Source organism: Jiangella alba (assembly GCF_900106035.1).
In the GTDB taxonomy this organism is placed as follows: Bacteria; Actinomycetota; Actinomycetes; order Jiangellales; family Jiangellaceae; genus Jiangella; species Jiangella alba.
The window spans coordinates 371,872-392,683 of the sequence record NZ_FNUC01000003.1 but is presented as its reverse complement, the minus strand read 5'-3'; the positions used below and the strand labels follow the sequence as shown (position 1 = coordinate 392,683).

16 protein-coding genes are annotated in these 20,812 nt (G+C 73.3%); 10 read left to right on the top strand and 6 right to left on the bottom strand.

Features of this window, described 5'->3' with window-relative positions; all coding sequences use genetic code 11:
- Positions 1–112: 112 nt before the first annotated feature.
- The 5 genes from BLV02_RS04485 (at position 113) to BLV02_RS04465 (ending at position 8,000) form a co-directional block, all read left to right on the top strand.
- A complete protein-coding gene (locus tag BLV02_RS04485) occupies positions 113–1,543 on the top strand; it encodes an aldehyde dehydrogenase (NADP(+)) (RefSeq protein ID WP_083288422.1) in 1,431 nt (476 codons plus the stop codon).
- 65 nt (positions 1,544–1,608) lie between these two features.
- Complete coding sequence (locus tag BLV02_RS04480; RefSeq protein ID WP_216094075.1) at positions 1,609–2,514, top strand: dihydrodipicolinate synthase family protein; 906 nt, start codon at positions 1,609–1,611, stop codon at positions 2,512–2,514.
- A 19-nt stretch (positions 2,515–2,533) separates the two neighbouring features.
- Positions 2,534–3,535, top strand: a complete 1,002-nt coding sequence (locus BLV02_RS04475; RefSeq protein ID WP_069110313.1) for a proline racemase family protein — start codon at positions 2,534–2,536, stop codon at positions 3,533–3,535.
- 80 nt (positions 3,536–3,615) lie between these two features.
- Complete coding sequence (locus BLV02_RS04470) at positions 3,616–4,290, top strand: GntR family transcriptional regulator (protein WP_069110314.1); 675 nt, start codon at positions 3,616–3,618, stop codon at positions 4,288–4,290.
- Between the two features lie 707 nt (positions 4,291–4,997).
- Positions 4,998–8,000 carry a beta-L-arabinofuranosidase domain-containing protein gene (locus tag BLV02_RS04465; protein WP_074946142.1) on the top strand — a complete coding sequence of 1,001 codons (3,003 nt, stop codon included), beginning with the start codon at positions 4,998–5,000 and terminating at the stop codon, positions 7,998–8,000.
- A gap of 497 nt (positions 8,001–8,497) precedes the next feature.
- Here the strand turns inward: BLV02_RS04465 and BLV02_RS04460 are convergent, their stop codons facing one another.
- Entirely contained in the window at positions 8,498–9,028 is a 531-nt protein-coding gene (locus tag BLV02_RS04460) for an AAA family ATPase (RefSeq protein ID WP_069110316.1), read from the bottom strand.
- Complete coding sequence (locus BLV02_RS04455; RefSeq protein ID WP_069110317.1) at positions 9,025–9,660, bottom strand: TetR/AcrR family transcriptional regulator; 636 nt, start codon at positions 9,658–9,660, stop codon at positions 9,025–9,027. Before BLV02_RS04455 ends, BLV02_RS04460 begins: the two co-directional genes overlap by 4 nt.
- Before the next feature lie 102 nt (positions 9,661–9,762).
- Here BLV02_RS04455 and BLV02_RS04450 point away from each other — a divergent pair, with 102 nt between their 5' ends.
- Genes BLV02_RS04450 through BLV02_RS04435 form a run of 4 tightly spaced genes read left to right on the top strand, consistent with a single transcriptional unit; the run spans position 9,763 to position 11,769 of the window.
- A complete protein-coding gene (locus BLV02_RS04450; RefSeq protein ID WP_069110318.1) occupies positions 9,763–10,572 on the top strand; it encodes an alpha/beta fold hydrolase in 810 nt (269 codons plus the stop codon).
- Position 10,573: 1 nt separating this feature from the next.
- Positions 10,574–11,143, top strand: coding sequence for a dihydrofolate reductase family protein (locus BLV02_RS04445; RefSeq protein ID WP_069110319.1), 570 nt, complete (start codon positions 10,574–10,576; stop codon positions 11,141–11,143).
- Between the two features lie 22 nt (positions 11,144–11,165).
- Complete coding sequence (locus BLV02_RS04440; protein WP_069110320.1) at positions 11,166–11,561, top strand: nuclear transport factor 2 family protein; 396 nt, start codon at positions 11,166–11,168, stop codon at positions 11,559–11,561.
- Positions 11,562–11,586: 25 nt separating this feature from the next.
- Positions 11,587–11,769, top strand: a complete 183-nt coding sequence (locus BLV02_RS04435) for a hypothetical protein (protein WP_069110321.1) — start codon at positions 11,587–11,589, stop codon at positions 11,767–11,769.
- Here BLV02_RS04435 and BLV02_RS04430 read toward each other — a convergent pair.
- The 4 genes from BLV02_RS04430 to BLV02_RS36270 all read right to left on the bottom strand — a co-directional run bounded on the left by BLV02_RS04430 (position 11,740) and on the right by BLV02_RS36270 (position 14,740).
- Positions 11,740–12,510: a nucleotidyltransferase domain-containing protein gene (locus BLV02_RS04430; protein WP_069110322.1), complete on the bottom strand. Its 771-nt coding sequence runs from the start codon at positions 12,508–12,510 to the stop codon at positions 11,740–11,742. The genes BLV02_RS04435 and BLV02_RS04430 overlap by 30 nt on opposite strands.
- Before the next feature lie 16 nt (positions 12,511–12,526).
- Positions 12,527–13,300: an SDR family NAD(P)-dependent oxidoreductase gene (locus BLV02_RS04425; protein WP_069110323.1), complete on the bottom strand. Its 774-nt coding sequence runs from the start codon at positions 13,298–13,300 to the stop codon at positions 12,527–12,529.
- A gap of 109 nt (positions 13,301–13,409) precedes the next feature.
- Positions 13,410–14,441: an aminotransferase class V-fold PLP-dependent enzyme gene (locus BLV02_RS04420; protein ID WP_171906693.1), complete on the bottom strand. Its 1,032-nt coding sequence runs from the start codon at positions 14,439–14,441 to the stop codon at positions 13,410–13,412.
- Positions 14,369–14,740 carry a hypothetical protein gene (locus BLV02_RS36270; RefSeq protein WP_069110325.1) on the bottom strand — a complete coding sequence of 124 codons (372 nt, stop codon included), beginning with the start codon at positions 14,738–14,740 and terminating at the stop codon, positions 14,369–14,371. The genes BLV02_RS04420 and BLV02_RS36270 overlap by 73 nt, the downstream gene beginning before the upstream one ends.
- A 132-nt stretch (positions 14,741–14,872) precedes the next feature.
- Here BLV02_RS36270 and BLV02_RS04410 point away from each other — a divergent pair, with 132 nt between their 5' ends.
- A complete protein-coding gene (locus tag BLV02_RS04410; protein ID WP_069110326.1) occupies positions 14,873–20,758 on the top strand; it encodes a S8 family serine peptidase in 5,886 nt (1,961 codons plus the stop codon).
- The last annotated feature ends 54 nt before the right edge of the window (positions 20,759–20,812 follow it).

The following is a 20,812-nucleotide window of genomic DNA, read 5'->3' as shown; positions in this document are numbered from 1 at the left end:
GTGACATTTCACATGTCACTAAGATATTCTTCAGGAAGCACACGACGACGTCCGGCGCCCGGCGGACCGCTCGTCGGTGACTCACTCCGCACCGAACCTGGAAGGCTCATGCATGTCTGACGTCGATCACGCCGTCGGCGCCGCGGCCGAGGCCGCAGCGCCGTTCGAGCAGGCCGGCCGCGTCCGCCGGGCCGACGCTCTCGACGCCGTCGCCGCCGCGCTCGAGGACGACCGCGACGCCATCGTCTCCACCGCCGACACCGAGACCGGACTGGGCGCCACCCGCCTGAACGGCGAGCTCACCCGCACCACGTACCAGCTGCGGCTGTTCGGCGAGGTGCTGCGCGAGGGCTCGTACGCCGAGGCCACCATCGACCACGCCGGCGACACCCCGATGGGCCCGAAGCCCGACCTGCGGCGCATGCTCGTGCCGGTGGGCGTCGTGGGCGTCTTCGGCGCGTCCAACTTCCCGCTCGCGTTCAGCGTGCCCGGCGGCGACACCGCGTCCGCGCTCGCGGCCGGCTGCCCCGTCGTCGTCAAGGCGCACCCGTCGCACCCCGAGACCAGCCGGCGCACCTTCGCCGCCATGCGGGCCGGGCTGGCCGAGGCCAAGCTGCCCGAGGGCACGCTCGGCCTGGTCGAGGGCCTCGAGGCCGGCACCGCGCTGGTCCAGCACCCCGACGTCCGCGCCGTCGGCTTCACCGGGTCGACCCGGGGCGGCCGGGCGCTGGCCGACCTCGCCGCCGCGCGGCCGCAGCCGATCCCGTTCTACGGCGAGCTCGGCAGCCTGAACCCGCTGGTCGTCACGCCCGAGGTGGCGCACGGCCAGGCGCAGGAGTTCGCCGCCGGGTACGTCGGCTCGATCACCATGGGCGTCGGCCAGTTCTGCACCAAGCCGGGGCTGCTGTTCGCACCCGCGGGCGCCGACGAGCTGCGGGCCGCGCTGGGCGCGAAGCTGGCCGAGGTGCCGGCCGGGCGCATGCTCAACGACTCCATCCGCGACGCCTACCAGGCCGAGACCGAGCGTCGGCGCGCCGACGACCGGCTGCGCACGCTCGGCGACGGCCAGGGTGACGACCCCGCGCTCGGCCGCCCGGCGCTGTTCTCCGTCGCCGCCGCCGACCTCGACGCCGAGCTGCTCGAGGAGTGCTTCGGCCCGACCGCGCTGGTCATCGAGTACCGCGACGCCGACGAGCTGCTGGCCGCGCTGGAGCGCCTCGAGGGCCAGCTGACCGCCACCATCCACGCCGGCGACGGCGAGACGGCGCTGGTCGGCCAGCTGCACACCGCACTGAGGCAACGGGCCGGCCGGCTGCTGTTCGGCGGCTTCCCGACCGGCGTCGCCGTCACGTGGGCCATGCAGCACGGCGGGCCGTACCCGTCGGCCAGCCTCAGCACGCACACCTCCGTCGGGCCCACGTCGATCCGCCGCTGGCTGCGTCCGATCTCGTACCAGAACGCGCCCGAGCACGTGCTGCCCGAAGAGCTCCGAGAGGCCGACCCGGGCATTCCGCGGCGAGTGGACGGCATTCTGAAGACCTAGATTTTCGCGCTCAGTCCTGTTCGTCCCGTTCTCCACACATGAGTGAAATGTTATATAGTATAGAAATGGAGCCTCACATGAACGGTCGTGAAAAGCCTTGGCACGGCGTTCTGGTTGCCACCCCCACGTTCTTCCGTGACGACCTTTCGGTCGACTTCGACAGGTACGCCGAGCACGTCCGCTGGCTGGCCGACAACGGCATCGACGGCGTGTGCCCGAACGGCTCGCTCGGCGAGTACCAGGTGCTGACCCCGGAAGAGCGGGCCACCATGGTGAAGGTCGCCATCGAGAACGCACCCGAGGGCTTCACGGTGATGCCCGGCGTCGGGGCCTACGGCTCCCGTGAGGCACGGGGCTGGGCCGAGCAGGCCGCCGAGGCCGGCGCCCAGGTGGTCATGGCACTGCCGCCGAATGCCTACCGTGGCGACGACCGTTCGGTCATCGATCATTTCCGCGAGATCGCGAAGGTCGGCATTCCGGTGTCGGCGTACAACAATCCCATCGACACCAAGATCGACCTGAAGCCGGCGCTACTCGCCGAGTTGTACAACGAAGGTCTCATCGTCGGCGTCAAGGAGTTCACGGGCGAGTCGCGCCGCTCGTACCAGATCGCCGAACTGGCGCCCGGCCTCGACATCCTCATCGGCACCGACGACTCCATCGTCGAGGTCGGCCTGGCCGGCGCCAAGGGCTGGATCTCCGGCTACCCGAGCGTCTTCCCGCAGGCCTGCGCGCAGATCTACCACGCGGTGCTGGCGCACGACCTCGACACCGCGCTGCCGATGTACCGCGACCTGCACGCGCTGCTGCGCTGGGATTTCAACACCGAGTTCATCCAGGCGATCAAGCTGTCGATGGACGTCATCGGCCGCAACGGCGGTCCGGTGCGGCCGCCGCGCCAGCCTATGCTGGCCGAGGACGCGGCGACCGTGCGCGAGCTGACCGCCAAGGCCGCCGAGAAGTACTCCTGACGGTCGAGGGAGCACGCCGATGCGATCCAAGCGCATCTTCCACACCGTGGAATCGCACACCGAGGGAATGCCGACGCGCGTCGTGACGGGCGGCGTCGGCACCTTCCCGGGCGCCACCATGGAGGAGCGGCGCCAGTGGTTCATCACGCACTCCGACCACCTGCGGCGGCTGCTGATGTTCGAGCCGCGCGGGCACTCCGCCATGAGCGGTGCGATCCTGCAGCCGCCCATCCGGTCCGACGCCGACTGGGGGGTCGTCTACATCGAGGTGTCCGGGTGCCTGCCGATGTGCGGGCACGGCACCATCGGCGTCGCCACCGTGCTGGTCGAGACCGGCATGGTCGAGGTGACCGAGCCCGTCACGACGATCCGGCTGGACACCCCGGCCGGGCTCGTGGTCTGCGAGGTCGCCGTCCGCGACGGCGCCGCCGAGGCCGTCACCATCCGCAACGTCCCCGCCTACACCGACCGCCTCGACGCGAAGGTCGACGTCCCCGGCTGGGGCGCCGTCACCTACGACCTCGCCTACGGCGGCAACTTCTACGCCATCCTCGACGCCGGCCAGCTCGGCCTGCGCGTCGACGTCGCCCAGAAGGACCAACTGCTCGCCGCCGGGCTGGCCGTCATGGACGCCATCAACGCCGCCGACGCCCCCGTGCACCCGGAGAACCCGGAGATCAACGTCTGCCACCACGTCCAGCTGGTCGACCCCGGCTCGGACGCCCGCCACTCCCGGCACGCCATGGCGATCCACCCCGGCTGGTTCGACCGCTCACCCTGCGGCACCGGCACGTCGGCGCGTATGGCCCAGCTCTTCACCCGCGGTGAACTGCCGCTCGACACCGACTTCGTCAACGAATCCTTGATCGGCAGCCGATTCGTCGGCCGTCTCGTCGGCGAGTCGAGCGTCGGAGACCTTCCCGCGGTGATACCTACAGTCACCGGCCGCGCTTGGCTGACTGGAACGGCACAATACTTCCTCGACCCGGCAGATCCCTTTCCCGAGGGCTTTCTCCTTTAGGGTTGAAGAGGTGGGATATCTCGCTACAACGCGACGTCGCGGTGACATTCGGCCGCCGTGCAACACCGGAGGGACCACAGATGGCTGAACTGCGGCAGTTGGCTCTGCCGTCCTTCGCACGGCGGATGAGCGTCAGAGAAGAGGTCGCCGACGCCTTGCGTGGCGCCATCGTGTCCGGGGAGATGAAACCCGGCGAGCTGTACTCCGCCCCCGGGCTGGCCGAGCGCTTCGGCATCTCCGCCACCCCCGTCCGCGAGGCGATGCTCGACCTCGTCAAGCAGGGCCTGGTCGAGGTCGTGCGCAACAAGGGGTTCAAGGTCACCGACATGTCGGAGACCGACCTCGACCAGATCACCCAGATCCGCGAGCTGCTCGAGCCCCCCATCGCCGCCCAGGCCGTCTCGTCGATCTCCGCGCAGGAGCTCGCGCACCTGCGCAACCTCGCCTCGGCCATCGTCGACGCCGCCGCCGCGGGCGACCTCATCAGCTACATCGGCGCCGACGTCGAGTTCCACGTCCGGCTGCTCTCCGCCAGCGGCAACCAGCGCCTCGTCCGCATCGTGCAGGAGCTGCGCGCCCAGACCCGCCTCTACGGCCTGTCGTCGCTGGCCTCCTCCGGGCGGCTCGTGGCCAGCGCGCGCGAGCACCTGCAGATGTGCGACCTCATCGAGGCCGGCGAGGCGGAGCAGCTGCAGGAGCTCATGCGCACCCACATCGGGCACATCCGGCGCGAATGGGCCGGCCGCGAGGACTAGCGTCGGCGCGGGCCCTGGATGAGAGGGCTCTCATCCAGGGCTCATCGGCAGCTCAGACAGCGGCGAGAGGCTCGCTGCCGCACCGGCGGTGCCGACGAACCCCGCCGGAGCCCGGGCCCTCCCGGAGCACGAGGCCTCGAGCCACCGGACGACTCCCCCTTCGGCCGCGGCTCAGGCCTCGCGCTGCGTCCGGCGCCGCTTCCCACTGACGCTCGGCGCCGGCTGTGACGCCCCGACCCGCCCGCCACTCTCGGTCACCACCCCCCGCGCCCAGTCCCGCGCCCAGTCCCGCCCGCGCCGTTCTCGGCCGCCACCCCACGCCCGGCTCCACCCTTGGCGACGCGCCGCTCTCGGCCGCACCCCGGACGCCCCTTCCCGCCCGCACCGCTCGGGCACCACCCCACCCCTCACTGCCCAGTCGCCGCCCCGCGCCCCGTCCCGCCCGTGCCGTCGCCCAGCACCGCACCCGAACCCGCAGCAGCCGGCACACCACCGGCGACCCCTCGGCTCGGTGCGCCGGCGACACGCGAGCGAACCCCGAGCCGCCGAGGTCGCCGCCGCCGCGGCAGTCGCCGGCCACCCTTGACGCCCGTTTCGTCCGGTCAGTACCATGTCACATCTTTCCACGCTGTTACCGCTAACAGCGTTCGCTCGGAACGACTCCGAACCCCGTCGGACTCCGCATTTCCCCGGACAAGGAGAACCACATGAACAAGGACCTGTCCCGGCGCACCGTTATCCGCCTGGGGGCCCTGGCGGCCGCGGCACCGGCCGTCGGCACCATGGCGGCCGGCAGCGCCGGTGCCGCGCCCGGCAGCGCCTCCGCGGCAACCGCGGCCAACGCGGCGGCCAGCCAGCCAAACCTCCCGATCGCCGACAGCTGGCAGGTGCGCCCGTTCACGCTGAGCCAGGTGACCCTCGGCGACAGCGTCTTCAAGGAGAAGCGGAACCGGCTGCTCAACTACGCCCGCGAGTACGGCCCGAGCGTCGTCAACGGCGTGCGCGACGACCAGCGCGGGCCGGACCGCATGCTGCGCAGCTTCCGCGTCACGGCCGGACTGGACCACAAGGGCGTGAACCCGATCGGCAGCTGGGAGTCGCCCGACGGCAACCTGCGCGGCCACTTCAGCGGGCACTTCCTGACGCTGCTGGCGCAGTCGTGGGCGTCGACCGGTGAGCAGATCTTCAAGGACAAGCTCGACTACATGGTCGAGGCGCTGGGCGAGTGCCAGGACGCGTTCGCGGCGCTGGCGGCCCGGCCCACGCCCAGGGTCGAGGGGCGGCACGGGACGGCGATCCGGTTCACCGGCACCCCGAACGGCCACATCACCGGCGACGCCGACTTCATCCGGCTGCCGGAGGGCATCGTCAGCGGCCTGACCGACTTCACCGTCGCCGCGTGGGTGAAGTCGGCCGTGCGCGACGACAACGCCCGCGTGTTCGACTTCGGCCACCCGGGCGACGCCGCGTCGGACTCGCTGTCGCGGATGTACCTGACGGTGCACAACGACACCGGCCCGCGGTTCGCCATCACGACCGGCGGCGCGGCGGCGGAGCAGCGCGTCCAGGCGACGACGGCGCTGACGGCGGGCCAGTGGGCGCACGTCGCGATCGTCAAGTCCGGCAGCACCGGCACCCTCTACGTCAACGGGGTCGCGGCGGGCAGCGGCGAGCTGACGCTGTCGCCGTCCGACCTGGGCAGCACGCCGGCCAACTGGCTCGGGCGGGCCCAGTTCCCGCAGGTCAACATCAAGTTCCTGAACGGCCTGATGGACGAGTTCCAAATCTTCGGCCGCGGCCTCGACGCCGCCGAGGTGGCGGCCGTCGCCGCCGATCCGGCGTCGGCGAGCGCCGACGTCGCCTGGTACCGCTTCGACGAAGCGCCCGGCCCGGTGGTCACCGACTCGTCCGGACGTGGCCGCCACGGCGAGTTCCTCGGCGCGACGGACGGGCGCCGGCACCCGGGCTTCCTGTCGGCGTACACCGAGGCGCAGTTCATCCGGCTCGAGGAGTTCACCACCTACAGCGGCACCGGCATCTGGGCGCCGTACTACACGCTGCACAAGATCATGCGCGGCCTCATCGACGCGTACCACCTGGCTGGCAGCGAGCGGGCGCTGGAGATCGTCACGAAGATGGGCGACTGGGTGCACAGCCGCCTGTCGCGGGTGCCGCGCGAGAACCTCAACCGCATGTGGTCGCTGCACATCGCCGGCGAGTTCGGCGGCTCGAACGAGAACCTCGCCCACCTGGCCGCCATCGACACCGACCCGGAGCGCAGCGCCAACCACCTGGCCGCGGCGAAGGCGTTCGACAACCGGCGGACGGTGTTCCCGGCGGCGCTCGAGGACCGCGACGTGCTCACCGGCATCCACGTCAACCAGCACGTGCCGCAGTTCACCGGCTACCTGCGCATCTACGAGCAGGACACCGAGGCCAACGCCGAGTACTTCACCGCGGCGGACAACTTCTGGCACATGATCATCCCGCACCGGATGTTCAGTCACGGCGCGGCCGGCGGCCAGTACGGCGCCGCACCCGGGCGGCCCGAGAACACCAACCCGGAGCTGTTCCAGCCGCGCGGCGACATCTCCGAGTCGCTGCACTACCAGGCCGCGACGGCGGGGACGACCAGCGGCGGCGGCGAGACCTGCTCGTCGTACAACCTGCTGAAGCTGACCCGGAACCTGTACTTCCACAACCCCGACCCGGCGTACATGGACTACTACGAGCGCGGCCTGACGAACCACATCCTCGGCTCGCGTCGCGACAACGACAGCGCCAGCGACCCGCAGGTGACGTACTTCCTGCCGGCCCACCCGGGCGCCACCCGCGGCTTCGGCAACAACGGCACCTGCTGCGGCGGCACCGGCATGGAGAACCACACGAAGTACCAGGAGACGATCTACGCGCAGTCGGCGGACGCCTCAACTCTGTACGTCAATCTGTACATCGCGTCAACACTGGACTGGGCGGAGAAGGGGTTCACCGTCACGCAGGTGACGGACTTCCCGCGGCAGGAGTCGACCTCGATCACGGTCGACGGCAGCGGCCCGCTCGCGGTCAAGCTGCGGGTGCCGGTCTGGGCGCGGCGCGGCTTCACGGTGACGGTGAACGGCGCCGCCGTCGACGCCGCGGCCGAGCCGGGGACGTACCTGACGCTGGACCGGACGTGGGCGCCGGGCGACCGCATCGACGTCGCGATGCCGTTCGGCCTGCACACCGAGCGCGCACTGGACGACCCGGCGGTCGAGAGCATCTTCCACGGCCCGCTGGTGCTGCCGGCGCTGAACCGGTCGCGGGACTGGCGGCAGTTCACGTTCTACCCGTCGCTCAAGCTCGACGGCGATCTGGCGGCGGCCGTCGAGTCGCTGGACGAGCCGAACTTCTTCGCCACGCACGAGCACACGCTGCGCCCGCTGTACGTCGGCATCAACGACGCGCACCACGTGTACTACAAGCGGGTGGAGCCGAAGGTCGTGTTCGGCTCCGTCGACTCGGGTGTCTCGAACGAGGCCCGCGACGACGACGGCGACAGCTTCCTCGACAAGGTCTGGGCGGCCGCGCCGTTCGCCAGCCACGGCCTGTTCGTCCGCCGCGTCGAAGAGGTGTCGTCGCAGTGGCAGGCGGCCGGCCGGTTCACCCGCCGCGAGCGCCAGGACGTCCTCGTCGCCGCGGCTCAGGCGCAGAAGGATCTGCGGGCCGGCTGACGCCGCCCGCCGCGGGCCGAGAGGCCCGTCCGCAGCGAGGTGCGCCGGCCCGGGACCGCAGCCCGGGCCGGCGCACCTCGATCGGGCCCGGCCACGGCAGCGGTACTGGCACGGCCCGCGAGCCGATCCAGCACAGCGGCGACTCGACCGGTACCCCTCGGACCAGGGCCCGGCCGCGGGAGCCGTACCGGCACGACCCGCAAGCCGATCCAGCACAGCGGCGACCCGACCGGCGCGCCCTCGAACCAGGGCCCGGCCGCGGCAGCCGTACCGGCACGACCCGCAAGCCGATCCAGCACAGCGGCGACCCAACCGGTACCCCTCAGACCACGGCCCGGCCACGGGAGCCGTACCGGCACGGCCCGCCAGCCGATCCAGCACAGCGGCGACCCAACCGGTACCCCTCAGACCACGGCCCAGCCACGGCAGCCGTACCGGCACAACCCGCCAGCCGATCCAGCACAGCCGACCCACCAGGCGCGCCTCGTCAGACCTCGTCAGACCTCGGCGCCGAGCAGGGCGAGCACCCGGCGGTACGTCTCGTCGACGGCGCCGGTGGGGGCCGGGACGGCGACGGCGCGTGGCCGCCGCGCCACGTAGGCCGTCAGCCGGTCGTACAGGGCCGCGACCTCGTCCGGCTCGTCCTGCGGTGCGCCGGGAGCCGTACCAGCACGATCGGCGAACCGTCGTAGTACAGCCGCCCGGTCGTCGGTCAGCACCAGTTCGTGGAACGCCGCCCCGGCCTGCGCCGCCACCGCCTCGAGCTCCTCCAGGAACCCGGGCCGGGCCACGAGCTGAGGAACGACGACGTCGTGGCCGGCCCGCAGGTGGGTGCGCGCCGCGGCGACGGCGACCGCGCGAGCCAGCAGCCCCGCGGCGCCGGGGTCGTCGCGCCAGCCGCCGATGAGGTCGCGGACCCGGTCGACGTCGAGATTCAGGGTCAGCGGGTGATCGGCGGCGTAGCGCAGGGCCAGCGTCGACTTGCCGGCCGCCGGCGGGCCGTTGAGCACGATCAGCCGCGGCGTCACCGTCCGTACGCGGCGACGAACACGTCGGCGGCGCGCTCGGCCAGCACGTCCAGCTCGTCGGGCGGCGGCACGGCGGCGGTGCCGGCGAACATCATCCGGTTCATCGGCTTGTACATGACCAGTCCGGCGAGGTGGTACGCCGCCAGGGTGGGGTCGTCGAGCTCGCGCAGCAGGCCGCGCGCGGACATGCGCTCCAGCGCGTCGCCGAGCAGCACCAGCGACGGGTGGAAGGCGCGCTCCCACCAGGTGCCGGAGACGTCGGGGAAGCGGTCGGCCTCGGCGATGACCAGTCGGCGCAGCTGCAGCACCTCGGGCCGGCTGAGGCTCCGCAGCAGTTGCCGCCCGACGTCGCGCACGGCGGTGCGCACGTCGGTGGCGTCGTCGAGCGTCGCGTACACGGCGGCCAGCCGGTCGCCGAGGGTGTCGGTGCGCCCGGCGATGATCTCGGCGAACAGGTGCTCCTTGTCGGCGAACTGCTTGTAGACGGTCTGCTTGGAGACCGCGGCCTTCGCCGCCACCTGGTCCATGCTGGCGCCGATGTAGCCGTGCTGGAGGAACACCTCCGTGGCCGCCTCGACGATGGCTCGCCGCTTGCGTGCCGTGCGGCCTTCCTCAACGTCCTCGAGAACCATGCCTTCTCCTCACTCCCGCATCAGAGAGTACTAGACAGTTCCGTACTCGTGTGAGTACTGTACCGTCTAGTTCCAAGCCACCACGAGATTCGGGAGCACGAGATGAGCACGGTCACTTCCAAGGACGGCACCACCATCGCGTTCGACACCTACGGCGAGGGCCGGACGCTGATCATGATCGACGGCGCCACCGGCTACCCCGCGATCAACCCGCTGAACGCCGAGACCGGCAAGCTGCTGGCCGACGGATTCCGCACCGTCACCTACGACCGCCGCGGCCGCGGCAACAGCACCGACACCGCCCCGTACGCCATCGAGCGCGAGATCGAGGACCTCGCCGCGCTGGTCGACGCCACCGGCGGCGGCCCGGCCGTGCTGTTCGGCTGGTCGTCCGGGGGTGTGCTGGCGCTCGACGCAGCCGCGTCCGGCCTGGTGCCGGTCAGCCACGTCGCCGCGTTCGAACCGCCGTTCGTCGTCGACGACGTCCGCCCGCCGCTGCCGTCCGACTACGTCGAGCGTCTCGACGCCGCCAACGCGGCCGGCCGGCCCGGCGACGCCGTCGAGCTGTTCATGACAGCCGCCGCCGGCATGCCGCCCGAGGCCGTGGAGGGTATGCGGCACAGCGACTTCTGGCCGGTCATGCTCGGCATCGCGCCGACCATCGCCTACGACGGCCGCATCATGGGCACGACAATGTCCGGCAACCCGCTGCCGGCCGACCGGTGGACGTCCGTCGACGTCCCCGTGCTGGTCATGCACGGCATCGACACGTGGCCGGCGCTGATCCCCGGCCCGCGTGCGGTGGCCGAGCTGCTGCCGACGGCCACGCTGCAGCCGGTGCCGGGCGAGAACCACGCCACCACCCCCGAGGTGCTGGCGCCGGCCCTGCGCGCGTTCGTCGAGGGGGCCTGACATGGGACGCATCGTCGTGACGGAGTTCAGCAGCCTCGACGGCGTCGTGCAGTCGCCGGGCGGCGGCGAGGACTTCAAGTACGAGGCCTGGAGCTTCGACTTCGACAGCGGCGAGGAGGGCGAGCAGTTCAAGGTCGACGAGGCGCTCGGCGCCGAGGCGCTGCTGCTCGGCCGTGTGACCTACGACGGGTTCGCCGCCGCCTGGCCGCAGGAGGAGGGCGAGCTCGCCGACAAGTACAACGGCATGCGCAAGTACGTCGTGTCGTCGACGCTGACCGAGCCGACGTGGAACAACACGCAGGTCATCAGCGGCGACATCGCCACCCAGGTGGCGAAGCTCAAGGACGAGGTCGACGGCGAACTGCAGGTGGCCGGCAGCATCCGGCTGGCGCAGGAGCTGCTCGAGCACGACCTCGTCGACGAGCTGCACCTGATGACGTACCCGGTGCTGCTCGGCCACGGCCGCCGGCTGTTCGGCGAGACCACCGACCGCACGCGGTGGCGGCTCACCGAGTCGCGGACCGTCGGCGAGGGCGTCCTGATCACCCTGTTCGAGCGGAACCGCGGTTAGTGTGACGCGTACGATGCGGCTCATGCCACACACCCCGGACGCCCCTGCCGGCTCGCTGGCCGCCGCCGAGACCGAGTTGCAGCGGGCCCAACTGGCAGGCGACGTCGTCGCGCTGGACTCCCTGCTGCACGCCGACGTCGTCTACGTCGCCCCCGATGGCGGCACCTTCAGCAAGTCACAGGACCTGGAGTCGCACTCCTCCGGGCAGCTGCGGCTGACGAGGCTGGAACAGCGCCAGGGCAGCGCTCGTCAGTTCGATGCGGCGGGGGTCACGCGGGCGTGGGTCAGCATCGCGGGCCTCGCGGGCGGCCAGCCGTTCGAGGCCGAGATGGTCTACACGCGCACCTGGCTGTTCCACGACGGCGGGTGGCGGGTCGTCCAGGCACAGGGCGCGAGCATCCCGAACCGGCAGGCGTGAGCACGGCCCGCTTAGAGTGGGTTCCATGAGCGACGACCCGGTCGGTGTGGTGACACGCTGGGAGAACGCGGGCGGCGAGTGGCGCGTCGTCGCCCGCACGGCGGCGGGCGTCACCGTCGCCCTGTGCCGCTGCGACGGCGGCGAAGAGGTCGACCGCTTCACGTCGGCCGACCCCGCCCTACTGCGGTTCGTCGCCGGCCGCGACTGAGCCGCCTGACAGCGCCCGCAGCGGCGCCGTCAGCCGGTCGGCCAGGTCGGGGTCGACGTGGCGGGCCTCGGCCAGCAGCGCCTCGGTCGCGACGGCGAACGCGCGGCGCAGCGCCGGGTCGTCGAGGGCGCCGACGAGCGAGCCGGCCAGCGGCGCCGTCACGGACTCGGGCAGGGCGTCGACGCCGCGGCCCTGGTGGGCGGGGAGGTCGTGGCGCAGGCAGGCCAGCGCGACGACCTGGTCGCGCAGGCCGTTGATCATGTACAGCGCCTGCCAGGCCCGGCCGCGCTCGATGCTGGACCGCGCGTGCAGCGCGTACAGCCAGCCCATCCCGACCAGCCCGCCGGCCGCCGGCGGCGTCGCGGCCGGGACGTCGCGGGCGGCGCCGAACAGCAGCCGGAAGGTCGGGGCGATGGCGCCGAACTCCGCGGCCGGCGCGAACGCGATGTCCACCTGCAACGTGCTGGCCAGCAGGAACACCCGGTAGATGGTGCCGCCGCGCGGGGAGTCGAGGTGCGCGACCGCGCCGTGGCGCTGGCACATGACGGCGGTCCAGTCGGCCATCACCGCGGCCTGGTCGGCGCCGTCGGCCAGGCCGAACGCGAGGTCGATGTCGGACCAGTCGTCCTCGGCGCCGCGCGCCGCCGACCCGGTGAGCGCGGCGCCGTCGATGCGGTCGTCGGCGCGGGCGGCGCAGACCAGGGCGTCGCGGAGCGCCGAGCGCTCGTCCGGGGTGAACACGACCGGCCAGCCTACGTCAGCCGAACACCCAGCCCCCGTCGACGGTGAGGACCTGGCCGGTGACGAACGCGCTCTCGTCGCCGGCGAGGTAGACGAAGGCGCCGGCGACGTCGGCCGCGGTCCCCCGTCGCTTCAGTGCCTGCACGGCGGTGATCTGCTCGAACACCGCGTCGGGGTCGGGCTCGAGCGCCTCCTCGTGCTCGGTGCGGATGGCGCCGGGCATGACGGCGTTGACGCGGACGCCGTCGGGGCCGGCCTCGCGCGCCAGCGCCCGGGTGAGCCCGATGATGCCGGCCTTGCTGGCGGTGTAGTGCAGCGCGCCGGCCTGTCCGGTGCGGGCCATGACGCTGCTGACGGTGATGATCGAGCCGCGGCCGCCGGCGACGAGGTCGGGGTACGCGGCGCGGGCCAGCAGCCAGCTGCCGCGCAGGTTGACGGCGAAGACGCGGTCCCAGTCGGCGACGCTGATGTCGCGCCACGACGACTGCGCCGACAGCGCGGCGTTGGCGACGACGATGTCGAGCGGGCCGAGGTGGGCGCGGGCGCCGTCGACCAGCTCCTGGACGGCGCCGGGGTCGGCGAGGTCGGCCGCCAGCGCGACCGCCTTCGTGCCGGCCGTGCGCAGCTCGGCCGCGAGCTCCTCGGCCTGTGCGGCCATGTCGGCACGCGGCTCGTAGCCCAGCGCGACGGACGCGCCCTCGGCGGCGTACGCTCGGGCCACCGCCGCGCCGATGCCACGGGACGCGCCCGTCACCAGCGCCACCCGTCCGGCCAGCCGACCCTCGTCCACTCGTCACCTGTTTCATCAGATGCAACGGTCGGTTCGAATTCTCAGACCAGGGACGCGCCGTGTCAACCGGAACGGCCGCATCGCGGTCGTCCGGCGGCGTGCGGACGGGCTACCGGGTGAGCTCGTCGACCGCCTCGACGGCGGCGTCGACCTGGTCAGGGGTCGTGACGATGCTGGTGCCGAACCGGACGTAGGTCTCGCGGTACGGCGTCAGGGAGGCGACGATGCGTGCGTCGCGCAGCTGCCGGACCAGCTCGGACGGGTCGCCGCGGGCGACCTCGACACAGACCAGCCCGGCCGACAGCCCGGGGTCGCGCGGCGTGACCAGCCGGACGCCACCGACGTCGGCCAGGCCGTCCTTGAGGCGCGTCGCCAGTTCCTGCGTGCGCGCGGCGACGCGGTCGGGCCCGATGGCCTGGTGGAACGCGAACGCCTCGGTGGCGGCCCAGCGGTGCTCGAACGCCTGGTAGCCGCCGGGGGTGTTGCCGACGCCGAACGGGCTGGGCTGGTCGTCGCCGGAGAACCAGTTGACGAAGCTGGGCGCGGTGAACGACGGGATGGTCGGCGCGACCGCGACCCCCGCGCCCGCCGCGGCCCAGACCAGGCCGGTGCCGCGCGGGCCGAACAGCCACTTGTGCGTGCCCGACACGAACACGTCGCAGCCGAGGTCGCCGGGCTGCGCGGCGTCGGCGCCCAGCCCGTGGACGGCGTCGAGCACCAGGATCGCGCGGTCGGCGTCGGCCCGGCCGGCGTTGGCCGCGGCGACGGCGTCGGCGATGGCGCGCACCGGCAGCTTCACTCCGGTGCTCGAGTGCACCCACGTCAGCGCGACGACCCGCGTGGCCGGCCGGATGGCCGCCGCCAGCCGTCCGGTCACCTCGTCCGCCGACGCCGCGGCGGGGTCGTCGTAGAGGGCGACCTGCTCGACCTCGGCGCCGGCTCGGGCGGCCGCCAGCCGCAGCGCCTCGTGCGTGGAGTAGAAGTCGTGGGTGGTGGTGAGGACGTGGTCGCCGGGGCGCAGCGCGAGCCCGTGGTAGACGAGGCCGAGCCCCATGGTCGTGCTGCCGGTCAGCGCGATCGCGGCCGCGTCGACCCCGAGGTACCCCGCGGCGGCCGCCCGCACCTCGTCGTCGTGTTCCACCTCCCCTCGACGGCCGCCGCAGGGTCCGCCTCGAGCGCGTCGCGCCACCGCTCGACGGCGGCCCGCACCGGCGCCGGGTGGCTGGCCAGCACGTACGCGGCGAAGTGGGCCAGCTCGGGGTCGAGCGCGAACTGGCCGCGCACCACCTCCCAGTCGGTGAGGTCGAGCTCCGCGAGCGACGGCGGCGAGGTGGCAGCGGCCGGCTGCCCGGGGTGGTCGTGCTCGCCGGAGGTACAGCCCACCAGCAGCGCCGGCGCACCAGCCAGCACCGTTCGTCGCCGCAGCCGCGCGCCCGCCATGACGCGACGCTACTCCCAGCCCCGGACACGATCACCTCGGTCTGCGAGCAAAATTCACCACAATTCGCAATGGTGACGACACGCGCCGGACGGCAGGCTGCCTGAACCGGTTCCCGATGCGAGGAGTCCCCGTTGATCGCACGCAGAGTCACGGCCGGCCTGCTCGGCGCGTTCACCGTGGCGGCGTTGCTGCCCGCGGCGGCTGCCGCCCAGTCACCGACCGCTGGACCGCCACCCGCTGACGCCACGGCCGGGGAGCAGCCCGCCCCGCTCGTCGCCACCGAGGGCGAGGGGACCGGGCTGTGGGTGGTCGAGCTCGCCGAGCCGTCGCTGGCGACGTACGCCGGCGACGCCGCCGGGCTGGCCCCGACCAGCCCGCAGGTCACCGGAGCGCCGCGGCTGGACGTCGACGCACCGGCCAGCCGCGCGTACCTCGCTCACCTGGAGGACGGCCAGGACGACCTGCGCGCCGGCATCGACGACGCCCTTGACCGCGAGGTCGAGGTGGCCTTCGAGTACCGCGCCGTGGTCAACGGCCTGGCCGTACGGGTCGACGACGACGAGGCGGAACGGCTGACGCGGCTTCCGGGTGTCGCCGCCGTCTACCGCGACGTCGAGCGCGAGCCGCTCACCGACGTCAGCCACGAGCTCATCAACACCCCGAGCGTCTGGGACGGCGCGACCGGCAGTGACGCCGGGACCCGCGGCGAGGGCGTCCTGGTCGGCGTCATCGACAGCGGCATCAACCCCGGGCACCCGTCGTTCGCGGCCACGGGCGGCGACGGCTACACGCCGGCCAACCCGTTCGGCACGGGGAACTACGTGGGCGTCTGCGCGCCGGAGCACCCCGACCACGAGGACATCTGCAACGACAAGCTGGTCGGCGCGTGGAACTTCCACCCCAGCGCGCCCGATGCCCGCGACGACGACGGTCACGGCAGTCACACGGCGAGCACGGCGGCCGGCAACGTGCACGAGGCGACCGCCACCATCGGCAACGGCACCTTCACGCGGACGGTGCAGGGCGTCGCGCCGCACGCGAACGTCATCTCCTACCTCGTCTGTTCGCCGTCGTGCCCCGGCACCAGCAGCGTCGCCGCCGTCGAGCAGGCCATCGCGGACGGCGTCGACGTGCTCAACTACAGCATCAGCGGCTCCGACGACCCGTGGAACGACATCGTCGACCTCGCGTTCCTGGAGGCGTTCAACGCCGGCGTCTTCGTCGCGGCGTCGGCCGGCAACGACGGCCCCGGCGAGAGCACCGTCGCGCACAGCGGCCCCTGGAACGCCGCCGTGGCCGCGACCACCACCTATCGGGCGTTCGCGAACACCGTCGACGTCGTCGGCCCGGTTCCGGTCCCGGACGGGCTGACCGCGCTGCCCGCCGTTCCGGGCAGCGGCCCGGCGCCCGCGGCCGACCTGGAGGCGGAGCTGCGCGACGCTGCCGTCGTCGCGCCGGGCAACGCGGCCGGCTGCGCGTCGTTCGCGGCGGGGACGTTCGACGGCGCGCTGGCGCTGATCGACCGCGGCGACTGCGACTTCTCCGTCAAGGTCACGAACGCGGCCTCGGCCGGCGCCGTCGCGGTGCTGGTCGCCAACAACGTCGCCGGCCCGCCGACCGCCATGGGCGCGCTGGAGGACACCACGATCCCGGCGCTGATGGTCGAGCAGCGCTCCGCCGCCGCACTACGCGCCGCCGGCGCCGTGCTCACCGCCCGCGTCAACGCCGCCACCACGCTGATCGAGAACCACGACTGGCAGGACCTCGTCGAGGGGTTCAGCTCCCGCGGGCCGAGCCGGCTCGACCTGCTGGCGCCGAGCTTCGCCGCGCCGGGCGTCGACATCCTCGCCGCGGGCGCGGAACGCGATGGCGACCCGGACCAGTACATGGTCAACAGCGGCACTTCGATGGCCTCGCCGCACGTCGCGGGCGCCGGCGCGTTGCTGACCGCCCTGCACCCCGAGTGGTCGCCGGCCGAGATCCGCTCCGCGCTGGCCGCGACCGCGGACACGGCGATCCTGGAGGAGAACGGCGCCACGCCGGCCGACCCGCTCGACGTCGGCTCCGGCCGCATCGACCTCGACGCCGCCGGGCGGGCCGGGCTCGTCATGGACGAGTCGTACGAGGACTTCCGCGCCGCCGATCCCGCCGCCGGCGGCGACCCGGCCACGCTCAACCTGCCGGCGTTCGTCGACGGCACCTGCGTGGGCACCTGCTCCTGGACCCGGACGGTGCGCAACGTCGCCGACGTCGCCGCCACCTACACCGCGAGCACGACCGCGCCCGACGGGTTCGCCGTCGCCGTCGAGCCGGCCGAGCTCACCCTGGCGCCGGGCGCCACCCAGGAGGTCGAGGTCACCGTCACGGCCGACCTCGCCGCGGTGCCCCTGGGCCGCCCGTCGTTCGCCGACGTCCGGTTCACCACCGACGCGACGCACGCGAACGGCCGCGCCGTCGCGCCGTCGCACTATCCCGTCGTCGTCACGCCGCGCGAGGAGGTCCCGCCGTCGCTGAGCGTGACGCCGGGCAGCATCACCGCGACGCAGCGGCCGGACGAGACGGCCACGCACACCCTGACGCTCGGCAACGGAGGCAACACCGACCTGCGCTGGGAGGTGTACGCCGACGAGGAGCTGCGCCGCCCGCGCGGCCCGGTGACACCGGTCGAGACGGCGCCGGCCACCCCGGGCGGCATGCTCGCCACGGACGGCGCCGCCGGGACCGACGCCGCGGCCGTCGTCCCCGAGCGCGAGCCGGACGACGCCGTCACCCAGACGCTGACGCACTCGGCGTCGCAGGCGATCGTGGCCGGCAACACCATCGCGTGCTCCGCCGACGACGGCGTCACGACCAGCGCGAACTCGTACCTGCGCACGTTCACGCTGGCCGACTTCGGCGTCGGTGACGCGTTCGACGTGACCCAGGTGGAGTTCGGTGTCGAGAGCCTGACCGTCGCGCAGGACCTCACCGTCGCCCTCTACACGCTGACCGACCCGGCCGCGCCGCTGACCCGGGCCAACCTGACACCGGTCGGCAGCGCGACGCAGACCCTGCAGCCGCAGCGTCAGACGCTCGCGACGGTGCCGGTCACCGGGACGATTCCGGCCGGCGCGACGCTGGTGGCGGAGGTGTCCGCACCGGACCTGAGCGGCGTCGGCGGCTTCTGGCCGGGCAGCAACCGGGCCGGCCAGAGCGCGCCGACGTACCTGACGGCGCCCGGCTGCGACATCGCCGAGCCGGCCGACCTCGGCGCGCTCGGCTTCCCGTACGTGCATCTCGTGCTGAACGTCGTCGGCACCACCGAGGCGCCGGCCTGCACCGCGCCGGGCGAGCTGCCCTGGCTGGGCGTCGCGCCGGCCGCGGGCACCGTCGCGCCGGACGCGACCGGCCGGATCGAGCTGACCGTCGACTCCGCCGGGCTTGCTCCGGACCAGCTGAGCGGGCTGCTCTGCCTGCGCACCAACGACCCGCGCAACACCCTGACCACGGTGCCGCTGGCGGTCACCGTCGTCGGCGACAGCGGCCTGACCGGCGACGCCGAGCAGACCCGGCTGACCGCCGACGGCGGGCCCGACGACCGGCTGGGCAACACCGTCGCGATCGACGGCGACACCGCCGTGGTGGGCGCCGCCCAGGCGACGGTCGACGGGTTCGGCGCCTCCGGCGCGGCCTACGTCTACACCCGCTCCGGCGACGGGTGGGAACGGACGGCGACGCTGCTGCCGGACGGCGAGCGCGACTGGGGCCTGGTGTTCGGGCGGTCCGTCGCGGTCGACGGCGACACGATCGTGGTCGGCGCCCCCGGCGCGCGGCTGGGCGACTCCAGGACCGGCGCGGCGTACGTGTTCGTCCGCGACGGCGACGGCTGGACCCAGCAGGCCAAGCTCGGCACGGCCGACGTCCGCTGGGGCGCCGAACTGGGCCAGGCGGTGGCGGTCGACGGCGACACCGTCGCGGCCGGCGCCCCCGGCGAGCACGTGGGTGAGAACAACGCGGCCGGCGTGGTCTACGTCTTCGGCCGCGACGGCGACACGTGGTCGGCCGGGCACCGGCTGGCCGGCTCGGATGTCACGACGTTCGGCAACTTCGGGACTTCGGTGGCCCTCGACGGCGCCACGCTGGTGGCCGGCGCGCCGAACACGTCCGCCCGCGGCGTCTTCCGGCAGGGCGCGGCGTACGTGTTCACCGGCGACGCGGACGGCTGGACGCAGCGCGCGACGCTGCTGCCGTCCGACGCGGCGCCCGAGCTGGCCTTCGGCACCTCGGTGGACGTCGACCGCGGCACGGCGGTGGTCGGTGCGAGCGGGCCGGACCTGGACTACGTCGCGAGCGACGGCGCGGTCTACGTCTACGAGGGCCACGGCGACGCGTGGTCCGAGCGGGCCAAGCTGACCTCGACCGGCGCGCACGTCAACGACCGGTTCGGCTGGTCGGTCGGGATCGACGGCGACACCGTCGTGGCCGGCGCGCCGTACCGCGGCCACACCGCCGGCGTCGATCTGGACAAGGGCGCCGCCGTCGTGTTCGTCCGCGACGGCCGGGGGTGGACGCAACAGCGCACCCTGCTCGGGTCCGACACCGCGCAGGGCGACCACCTGGGCACCGCGGTCGCCGTGTCGGGCGACGACGTCCTGGTGGGCGCGCCGAACGCACACGTCGGCGACGTCGCCGACCAGGGCGCGGCCTACGTGTTCGTGCCGGGCGCGGACGCACCGGCGCCGCCGTCGATCACCGTCGAGCCGGGTGAGCTGACCGCCGACGTGGCGGCCGGCGACGCCGCCCAGCTCGAGCTGAGCATCGGCAACGCCGGCGGCCGCGACCTGACCTGGGCGATCGACACCACGAGCACGCTGTCCGGCCCGCTCCGCCCGGCCGGCACCGGCACCGTCGTCGAGTCGAGCCCGGCCGCCACCGCTCCGGCCGGCTCCACCGACTCCTGGTCGAGCCCGGCGCCGGACCCCGCGCCGGACGCGGCGACGGACGTCGCCGACGCGCCCGCCGTCGACGCCGTCCGGCTCACCCACTCGGCGTCGATGGACGTCGTCGAGACCGCCGTGCCGGTGTGCTCGAGCACGCAGACCGGAACCACCCGCGCGAACCGGTTCCTGCGCACGTTCACGCTGGCCGACTTCGGCATCGAGGGCGCGTTCGACGTCTCCGAGGTCAGTTTCGGCCTGCAGCTCGTGACGCCGTCGGCCGACCTCACGGTGAACCTCTACACGCTGGACGGGCCCTTCGAGTACGTGAACCTCACCCGGCTCGCATCGGAGACGATCAGCGTCGAGGACGCCGCCGCGACGGTGCTCAGCGTGCCGGTGTCCGCCCAGGTCCCGGCCGGTGCGACCCTCGTGCTGGAGGTCTCCGCGCCGGACCTGCTGGGCGTCGGCGCCGTCGTGCCGGGCGCCAACGCCGCCGGGCAGACCGGGCCGTCCTACATCTCCGCCGACGACTGCGGCGCGCCGGACCCGGTCACGATGGAGAGCCTCGGGTTCCCCGACGCGCACCTGGTGATGGCCGTCGACGGGACGCCGCGCGAGCCCGTCTCGTGCGCGCTGCCCGACTGGCTGGCGGTGGACCCCGCGTCGGGCACCGTCGCGCCGGGCGAGCACGCGACGGCGACGGTCACGCTCGACTCGGCCGGACTGACCGCGGGCGAGCACGCCACCCATCTGTGCGTGACCGGCGACGACCCGGCGGCGCCGGTGACGGCGGTGCCGGTGCGCCTCACGGTCGGCGAGGCGGGCGAGCCGGACCTGTCGGTCGAGACGTTCGACCAGCGCGGCATCTGGTACGGCCGGCTCACGTGGACCGGCGTCGACGCCGACCGGGTCGACGTCGAGCGCGACGGCCTGGTCGTCGCGACCGTCGCGAACACCGGGACGCACGTCGACCAGATCGGCCGGCCGCGGAAGGGCGAGTCGTTCACCTACCGGGTCTGCGCGGCCGGGACGGACACCTGCTCCGCACCGGTGACGGTGTTCCCGCGGGGCGAGATCCGGGGACCGGACCGGAGCTGACCAACGTCCTGACCAGCCGGGAGCCGCGCCCCACCCAGGGGTGCGGCTCCCGGC